Consider the following 8,239-nt stretch of genomic DNA (forward strand, 5'->3'; position numbering starts at 1 on the left):
AGACGTGCAGCCAGCGAGATGGCTTTGGCGATGAGGTCGGCGTTCATGGCTCGCTGAGTTAGACACCCAGAACCTGCTTTACGTCGACAAATGCCTTCACGGCCTTGTCCAAATCTTCGCGCGTGTGGGCGGCGCTGATCTGCGTGCGGATGCGGGCCTTACCCTGCGGAACGACCGGGTAGCTGAAGCCGATGACGTAAACGCCGCGCTCGAGCATGGCGTCGGCGAACTTCGACGCGAGCGCAGCATCGCCGAGCATGACGGGGACGATGGGATGTTCGCCGGGGACGATGTTGAAGCCAGCCTCCGTCATCGCCACACGGAACCAGCGGGTGTTGGCTTCGAGCGTGTCGCGCAAGGTGGTGGAGTGTTTGAGAAGACCCAGCGCCGCGATCGAAGCACCGGCGATGCTCGGGCAGAGCGTGTTGCTGAACAAATAGGGCCGTGAGCGCTGGCGCAGCAGTTCGATGATCTCTTTTCGGCCGCTGGTGTAACCGCCGCTCGCGCCGCCGAGGGCTTTGCCGAGCGTGCCGGTAATAATGTCGATGCGGCCCATCACGTCGCAGTGCTCATGCGTGCCGCGGCCGGTTTTGCCCATGAAACCGACAGCGTGGGAGTCATCGACCATCACGAGTGCGTTGTATTTGTCCGCGAGATCACAAATCGCCTTCAGCGGCGCGATGTAGCCGTCCATCGAGAACACACCGTCCGTCGCGATGAGCTTGAAGCGCGCGCCTTTGGCATCAGCGTCGATGAGTTGCTTCTCCAAATCGGCCATGTCGCAGTTTTTGTAGCGATAGCGCTGCGCTTTGCACAATCGCACGCCGTCGATGATCGACGCGTGGTTGAGTTCGTCGCTTATGATCGCGTCTTCGGGGCCGAGGATGGTTTCAAACAGGCCGCCGTTCGCATCGAAGCAGGACGAGTAGAGGATCGTGTCCTCGGTGCCGAGGAAGTCCGTCAGCGAGGTCTCCAAGTCTTTGTGCACGGTCTGCGTGCCACAGATGAAGCGCACGCTGGCGAGGCCGTAGCCCCAGTGCTCCAACGATGCGTGCGCGGCCTGACGCACCTTCGGGTGCTGCGCGAGGCCGAGGTAGTTGTTCGCGCACATGTTCAACACCGCCGCACCGCCGTTCGCGCGAACGAGCGTGCCTTGCGGCGTGCTGAGTACGCGCTCGCGCTTGTAAGTGCCTGCGGCACGGATGGCGTCGATTTGCGTGTTGAGATGAGCGTGGAAGGCGGAGTTCATGGCAGCTTGAAGGAAGGCGGTTCGTTCGTGGCGGGACGTGTGAAGGGCGTGCCGTATTCGGTGAAGCCTTCGACGAAGCCGCCGTGAGAGAGGAAGAATTTGCCGTTCTCGACGCCCATGAAGCGGTCGAGGCGGTTTGCTTTGCCCGTTGGATCGTGGCTGAACTTTGCAGTGGTCAGTTCGGTCCATCTGCCATCAGCGTTGGCGATCCACTGCGGGCCATAGAGCGCCTTGCGTTGCTGGTGGCCGTTTTGGCCGCCGAAGTTCTCGCTGAAGGAATGCAGGCCACGCAGGTATTGGCCGTCCTTTGGCGCACGGAAGCTCGCGATGAGCATCCAGCTCTGCTTTTCCGGATGAAACCACCAGCCGCTGTAGGTCGTGTGATCGCCCTCGGGCTTCACCGCGACGACGAACTTCTGCGCCTGGCCGGTTTTCCACGGATAGACGAGATGCGAGTGCCCGCCGGTGCCTTCGTGACCGAACACGCTCGCCTCAACGCCTTCTCCTTTGGCGAGAAGCTGCGTTTGATCGTCCTTCGAGACAGTGGATCGGTCAATTGCGTTGGTGCCGTTGCCCGCGTCCCAAACGGAGAAGATGATGCGCCGCTCGGTCTCCGAATTGATCTGCATGCCGAAGTAGCCACGCGAGAAGCCGCAGGCCATGTAGAAGGTGTAAAGCGGCTCCTCGATGGCGGTGACCTCGTTGTAGAAAAGCGCGATCTGCTCGTCCTTCGGCGTCGGATACATCAAATGCACGGAGGAGGCGTTGCGACGCGGTTCGAGATTGAAGTGCGCGTCATGCGTCGCGGGTCCATCGAGCACGAGGGCGTCGATGATGCCTTTGCAGCCATCGTTGGAGGTCAGTTCAAACTTCACGTAACCGGCCTTCGCTATGTCGAATTCGCCAAACGAGGCCGCTCCGTTCGTCACGGTGGCTTCGCGGCTCGTTTCGCCTACCTTGAGGCTCAAAACGCGGCCATCATCGCCCTGCACACGCAACGCGGCGGTGAGTTTGCCGGGCGTTTTGATCTCGCCGAACCACAGCACATGCTGTTTCGCGTCTTTCCAGCCGCTGAGACCATGCTCCTTCGAGATATCGACGCCACGGAAGTCTGGCTCGGTGTAGGCGGTGAAGGCCGGAACACGCAGCTCGGCGTGCAAGGAGGCTGTCAGGGTCAAAATGAGAGCGGTAAGGAGCTTGCGCATGGTTGGCGGTATATTGGACGCACGTCCGCTATTTTGGCAACCAAGATTTTGCACCTCCTCGCTCCGCTTGTGAGGGCCCTACGCCTTCAGCCCGCTCAGATCGGTTTTCACCGGCTTCGCATTCGCGATGAATTCGTCCCAAGTGACACTATGGCCTGCCTTGCCAGCGAACTCGCCAAACAACGTGAACAAGGTCGTTTCGACTGCGCCTTCGATGGTGGGATTGCCGCCCGGGTTTTTGTCGGCGATGGCAGCGCGGAAGGACTCGACGTTGGTCACGCTGCCGCTGCGGTAGAGGTTCTTCGATTCGCCCCCGCCCCAGAAGTTTTCTTTGCCACCGCGGATCATCACGCGGCCGCCGAACTTGCTCTGGAACGCCCCCTTGCTGCCGACGAAACGGTTTTCGCACAAGAAGGGCGAGCCCCATGCGCTGTATTGACGTGAGGCAAAGGTGATGGCGCCTTTCTGGAATTCGAACAGCAGCGCGAAGTGGTCGGAGACATCGCCGACATTGTCGGGACGACCGCCGCGACCGCAGGTGCCGCTGACGCGTGCCGGACGACCAAAAGCCCAGCTCACGATGTCGAGCGCGTGGATGTTTTGCTCGGTGATGATGTCGCCGCCGAGGTCGCGATGACGGATCCAGTTCTTGAGACGGCCTTCGGGCGTATCGTCTGCTTCGGACTTCAGCGGAATCAAATCAGCTTCGTAGTGGCACTCACCGAACATGAGATCGCCGATCGCGCCTTCGTGGATGCGCTTCATGCCTTCCTGGAAAAACTCGTCGCCGCGGCACTGCACATCGGCGAGGACGACGATGCCCTTGGCCGCTGCATCCTTCGCGAGCTGGCGGATCGTTTCACAACCGGCCACGTCGATGGCGACGGGCTTCGCGATGAGCACGTGCTTGCCAGCCGCGACGGCGTCCACGGCCTGCTGCACGTGAAAACCGGGCGGGCTGTGAATGGCGACAGCATCGACGTGCTCCAGCATCTTCTTGTATCCATCGAGGCCGGTGAACTGACGATCGGCGGCGATGCCGAACTTTTCACCGTAGGTTTTAACGCTGTCCTCAAAGTAGTCGCAGGCGGCGGTGAGCTTGAAGCCGAGGTTTTCAGCGATGATTCCGGACACAAACGTGCCGCGACCGCCGCAGCCGATGTTGCCGATTTTGAAGACCGGGCCGCTGTAAGCGGGCTGTGGCGCAGGGGCGGGCGTCTGCGCAGCAAGCTGACTGGCGAACGTGGCAAGACCGGTGGCGTGGAAGAAGGAGCGGCGGTTCATGATGATGTGTTTTGTTGGAGCTGCATGAACGCCGGGCGAGAACCACTGCTTTGTTCCGCATGTGCAGAAATACCAATTCATGATCGTTCCATTTGGCTACGCCTAATGCATGAATCGGGCGGCAGAAGGAGGTTTTGAGGACTTATGCCGCGTCGCTGCGCATTGAGGCCATCACGAGTTCGCGGAAAGCGCGCACATGGGCAGGCTCGAAGCGGCCTTTGCGCTGGACGAGGAAGACTTCCTCGTGGCCGAAGAGGCTGGCGACATCGCGGAAGACGATTTCAGCCTCACCAGCGGCACGCTTGGGCGGTTTCACGCTCGCCGCGCTGGTGCCGATGGCAATGCCGAAGCCGATGGCAACGTAGCTGAGCAGCAGGGCGCGGTTGGTAGCGGTCATGGTCACGTTCATGCGTTCCGCCAGACCGGCTTTGGCAAACACCTGGCGAATCTGCCGATGCGAGCTGCTTTCCTCCGGCGCGAGCACGAGTGGCTCGCCAACGATGCTTGCGAGCGTCAACTGCCGCGTCTTCGCGAGCGCATGATTTGCCGGACAGATGAGATGGAAGGCATGGCGTGTCAGCGGCAGACATTGGAACTGTGGCATGGGTTCATCGCCCGCGGCCATGCCCATGATCGCCAGGTCAGCCTCATCGTTCTCAATCACCTTACGAGCGAGATAGGAGGGCCGGTCGAGGAGCGCGAGCTTCACCTTGGGATGATGCTGGCGGTACGAAATGATCGGCCGACGCAGTGCGCCCGCGATCGTCGCCGCCGGTGCCACGACGGTGAGCGTGCGGGCCGCTGTGTTGCGCCGGTCTTCAAACATCGCGCGCAATCCATCAAACGACTCCACCAGCGGCGCGGCGAGGTCCACCAGCGTACGTCCGTCTTCGGTGAGTGAAACCTTTGAACCTTCGGCAACGACGAGCTGCACGCCATACTCGTGCTCCAATGAACGAACCTGCTGCCAGACCGACGGCACCGACAGATCCAGTGCCGCCGCTGTGGCCGCGAAGCTGCCCTGGCACGACAGCTCCACCAGCGATCGGATCTGCCGAAAGCGCACCTCTTTGAAATACCGACGCGCGGGCGACTCGGCGGTGTCGCCGATGCGGCGTGCTGTGCTGCGCTTGGCTTTCATCGTTTGGTGAAGACTAATGATGTGGATCACTCGATGCAAGGTCCGAAGATCAGGTTCATCTCCTGTGTGGATGACGCAACGCCCCGTGAATGGAGGGAGGACAGCGTCAGACCTTCGGAGGTGAGAACGGCATCCCATGTGCCAGCGCCACGGCTTTGTTGGTGAGCTGGCCATTCATGACGTTGATGCCGCCAAGGAGCGCAGGTTGGCGCTCGCAGGCATCTTCGAGGCCGTGGTCTGCCAGCAGTTCGATGTAGCGGTGCGTCACGTTGATGAGCGCCTGCGTGGCGGTGCGGGCATAGGCGCCGGGCATGTTGGCCACGCAGTAGTGGATGACGCCTTCCTCGACATAGATCGGATCGTGGTGCGTGGTGGGGTGCGTGGTCTCGGCGCAGCCGCCTTGATCGACGGCGATGTCCACCAACACGCTTCCGGGCCGCATGCGGCGCAGCATCTCGCGATTGATAAGCTTCGGCGCCTTCGCACCCGGCACGAGCACCGCGCCGATGAGCAAATCCACTTGGGGCAGCAGCTCCATCAAATGAGACTCGTTCGAGTAAAGCGTGTGCGCAGTGTGCAGCGTGATGTCGAGGAAGCGCATGCGTTCCAGATCGACTTCGAGGATCGTCACATCCGCACCGAGGCCAGTGGCCATGCGGGCGGCGTTGATGCCGGCCACACCGCCGCCGATCACGACCACTTTTCCCGGCAGCACACCCGGCACACCGCCGAGCAGGGTGCCGCTGCCACCTGCGTGCTTGGCCAGGAAGTAGCCGCCCACGAGCACCGACATGCGCCCCGCGATCTCACTCATCGGTTCGAGCAATGGCAGGCGGCGGTTCACCTCGACAGTCTCATAGGCCAGCGCGGTGACGCCAGAGGCCATCAAGGCCTCGGTAAGCTCGCGATTCGCCGCGAGATGCAGGTAGGTGAACAGCAACTGCCCGCGACGCAGCAGCGGGTATTCCGAGTGCAGCGGCTCCTTCACCTTCACGATGAGCTCGCCACGCTGAAAAACCTCCGCGTGTGTGCCGACGATCTCGGCGCCGACCTCCGCATAATCGCTGTCAGGAAAACCCGCGCCCGCTCCGGCCTGCGTTTCGACCAACACCTGATGACCACTTTTGATGAGCTGCCAGGCCGACGATGGAGTGACAGCGACGCGGTTCTCCTGTTCTTTGATCTCCTTGGGAACGCCGATGATCATGGTTGGGCACAGGTTGAAGGTTGGAATATGGAAACGACGTCACTTGCTCCAATCCAGCACGACCTTGCCGCAGTTGCCGCTTTCCATGGCGGCGAAGCCTTGTTCGAAGTCGGTGTAGTGGAAGCGGTGCGTGATAATGGGTTTGATGTTCACGCCACTCTCGAGCATGACGCTCATCTGATACCAGGTCTCATACATCTCGCGACCGTAGATGCCGTGGATGGTTAGCATGTTGAAGATGACCTTGTTCCAGTCGATCGCGATCTGCTCGCTCGGGATGCCGAGCATCGCGATCTTGCCGCCGTGGCACATGTTGTCGATCATGTCGCGGAAGGCGGCGGCGTTGCCGCTCATCTCGAGGCCGACGTCGAAGCCTTCCTTCATGCCGAGTTTCTTTTGCACATCGGCGATGGTCCCGTTTTTGACGTTCAAGGCGACCGTCGCGCCCATCTTGCGTGCGAGATCGAGGCGATACTCGTTAACATCGGTGATGACGACGTGTCGCGCACCGGCGTGCTTGACGACAGGAATGGCCATGATGCCGATGGGACCTGCGCCGGTGATCAGCACGTCCTCGCCGAGGCATTCGAAGGCGAGCGCAGTGTGCACGGCGTTGCCGAAAGGATCAAAGATGCTCGCCACCTCCTCGTCCACGCCATCGCGGTGATGCCACACGTTCGTCATCGGCACGCTGATGTATTCGGCGAAAGCACCGGTGCGGTTCACGCCGATGCCGACGGTGTCTTTGCAAAGATGGCGACGTCCGGCGAGGCAGTTGCGGCAACGGCCGCAGACGACATGGCCTTCGGCGCTAACGATTTCGCCGGGATGGAAGTCGTTCACATTGGAACCCACACGCACGACTTCGCCAACGAACTCATGACCGACGACCATCGGCACGGGGATCGTCTTCTGCGCCCAGGCGTCCCATTTGTAGATGTGCAGGTCCGTACCGCAGATGCCGGTCTTGTGGACTTTGATGAGGACATCATTGATGCCGACCTCTGGCTCCGGGACGTCCTGGAGCCAGAGTCCGCGTTCGGCGCGCGCTTTGACGAGTGCTTTCATGGGTATGACGATATATTGGACATTACTCCAACATATCGGCAAGCAATATTTTCAGGCTCAGGCCAGGATCTCGCGAATCACATGGCCAAAGTCGCGCTCCAGGCGCTTGCGACCGGGAATCTCCAGCCGATGCGGATCGAGGCCGAGCTGATGCAGGATTGTCGCGTGCACGTCGGTGACGTAGTGCGGATGCTCGACGGCGTGGAAGCCGAGCTCGTCGGTGCTGCCGTGGATCGTGCCGCCTTTGACGCCGCCGCCGGCCATCCAGACGCTGAAGCCATACGGATGATGATCGCGCCCGTCGCTGCCCTGCGTGCCGGGTGTGCGGCCGAACTCGGTGGCGAAGACGACCAGCGTGTCGTCGAGCATGCCGCGCTGCTTGAGATCCTTGAGCAGGCCGGAGATCGGCTTGTCCACCTGATGGGCGAGATTGGAGTGATTCTTCTTCAAACCCGAATGCGAATCCCACGCGCCCGCCGCACCATCGCCGTGCTGGAGCTGAATGAAACGCACACCGCGCTCGGCCAGACGCCGCGCGACGAGAAGCTGTCGCGCAAACGGCTCGGTCACCTTGTCATCGAGGCCGTAGAGCTTCCTCGTCTCGGCGCTCTCAGCGTCGAGATTCATCGTCTCCGGCACGGCGGTCTGCATGTTGTAGGCGAGCTGGTAGCTCTTCATGCGCGCCGCCAGCGTTTTGTCGCCGGGATACTGTCCGGCGCTGAGTGTGTTCAGCTTGTGAATGAGATCGAACTGGGCCGCCTGCTCCGGTTTACCGATTTGAAACTCCGGCGCGGCAAAGGTGAGCGGATTCTTCGGATCCACCTTCAAATTGATCGCGTCGTAAGCCGGGCCGAGATAGTGGCCGTCGCGCGTGTCGAAGTAACGCGGTCCCATGTTCACAAAGGACGGCAGATTGTCCGACATGGAGCCGAGCCCATAGGTCACCCACGCGCCGATCGTCGGCACGCGAGGTTCCAGCATGTGACGGCCGCTGGCGAACTGCACCTGCGCGCCGTGGTTGTTGTCAGTCGTCCACATGCCGCGGATGAAGGCGATCTCATCCGCGCAGGAGCCGATGTTCGGAA

7 protein-coding genes are annotated in these 8,239 nt (G+C 61.3%); all 7 read right to left on the reverse strand.

Translation table 11 applies throughout. From position 1 onward, the window contains the following. Positions 1-58: 58 nt before the first annotated feature. On the reverse strand, positions 59-1,249 hold the full coding sequence (locus KDL09_RS24210; RefSeq protein WP_294391187.1) for a glycine C-acetyltransferase: 1,191 nt from the start codon (positions 1,247-1,249) through the stop codon (positions 59-61). After that, a complete protein-coding gene (locus KDL09_RS24215) occupies positions 1,246-2,454 on the reverse strand; it encodes a DUF3472 domain-containing protein (protein WP_294391190.1) in 1,209 nt (402 codons plus the stop codon). The genes KDL09_RS24210 and KDL09_RS24215 overlap by 4 nt, the downstream gene beginning before the upstream one ends. A gap of 78 nt (positions 2,455-2,532) precedes the next feature. After that, complete coding sequence (locus tag KDL09_RS24220) at positions 2,533-3,738, reverse strand: Gfo/Idh/MocA family oxidoreductase (protein WP_294391192.1); 1,206 nt, start codon at positions 3,736-3,738, stop codon at positions 2,533-2,535. Between the two features lie 142 nt (positions 3,739-3,880). Beyond that, a complete protein-coding gene (locus tag KDL09_RS24225) occupies positions 3,881-4,879 on the reverse strand; it encodes a LysR family transcriptional regulator (RefSeq protein ID WP_294391195.1) in 999 nt (332 codons plus the stop codon). 106 nt (positions 4,880-4,985) lie between these two features. Then, positions 4,986-6,086 carry an alanine dehydrogenase gene (ald, locus tag KDL09_RS24230; protein ID WP_294391198.1) on the reverse strand — a complete coding sequence of 367 codons (1,101 nt, stop codon included), beginning with the start codon at positions 6,084-6,086 and terminating at the stop codon, positions 4,986-4,988. A gap of 39 nt (positions 6,087-6,125) precedes the next feature. Beyond that, positions 6,126-7,154: an L-threonine 3-dehydrogenase gene (tdh, locus tag KDL09_RS24235; protein ID WP_294391200.1), complete on the reverse strand. Its 1,029-nt coding sequence runs from the start codon at positions 7,152-7,154 to the stop codon at positions 6,126-6,128. 57 nt (positions 7,155-7,211) lie between these two features. Next, positions 7,212-8,239: DUF1501 domain-containing protein (locus KDL09_RS24240; RefSeq protein ID WP_294391203.1), on the reverse strand; the 1,028-nt coding region annotated here is incomplete at its 5' end.

The organism is Prosthecobacter sp., from assembly GCF_020439865.1.
Classification (GTDB): domain Bacteria; phylum Verrucomicrobiota; class Verrucomicrobiia; order Verrucomicrobiales; family Verrucomicrobiaceae; genus Prosthecobacter.

Bases quoted from the DNA above. Each gene is read 5' to 3' on its own strand.
- KDL09_RS24210 (WP_294391187.1), bottom strand. From the start codon at position 1,249: ATGAACTCCGCCTTCCACGCTCATCTCAACACGCAAATCGACGCCATC.
- KDL09_RS24220 (WP_294391192.1), bottom strand. From the start codon at position 3,738: ATGAACCGCCGCTCCTTCTTCCACGCCACCGGTCTTGCCACGTTCGCC.
- tdh (WP_294391200.1), bottom strand. From the start codon at position 7,154: ATGAAAGCACTCGTCAAAGCGCGCGCCGAACGCGGACTCTGGCTCCAG.
- ald (WP_294391198.1), bottom strand. From the start codon at position 6,086: ATGATCATCGGCGTTCCCAAGGAGATCAAAGAACAGGAGAACCGCGTC.
- KDL09_RS24225 (WP_294391195.1), bottom strand. From the start codon at position 4,879: ATGAAAGCCAAGCGCAGCACAGCACGCCGCATCGGCGACACCGCCGAG.
- KDL09_RS24215 (WP_294391190.1), bottom strand. From the start codon at position 2,454: ATGCGCAAGCTCCTTACCGCTCTCATTTTGACCCTGACAGCCTCCTTG.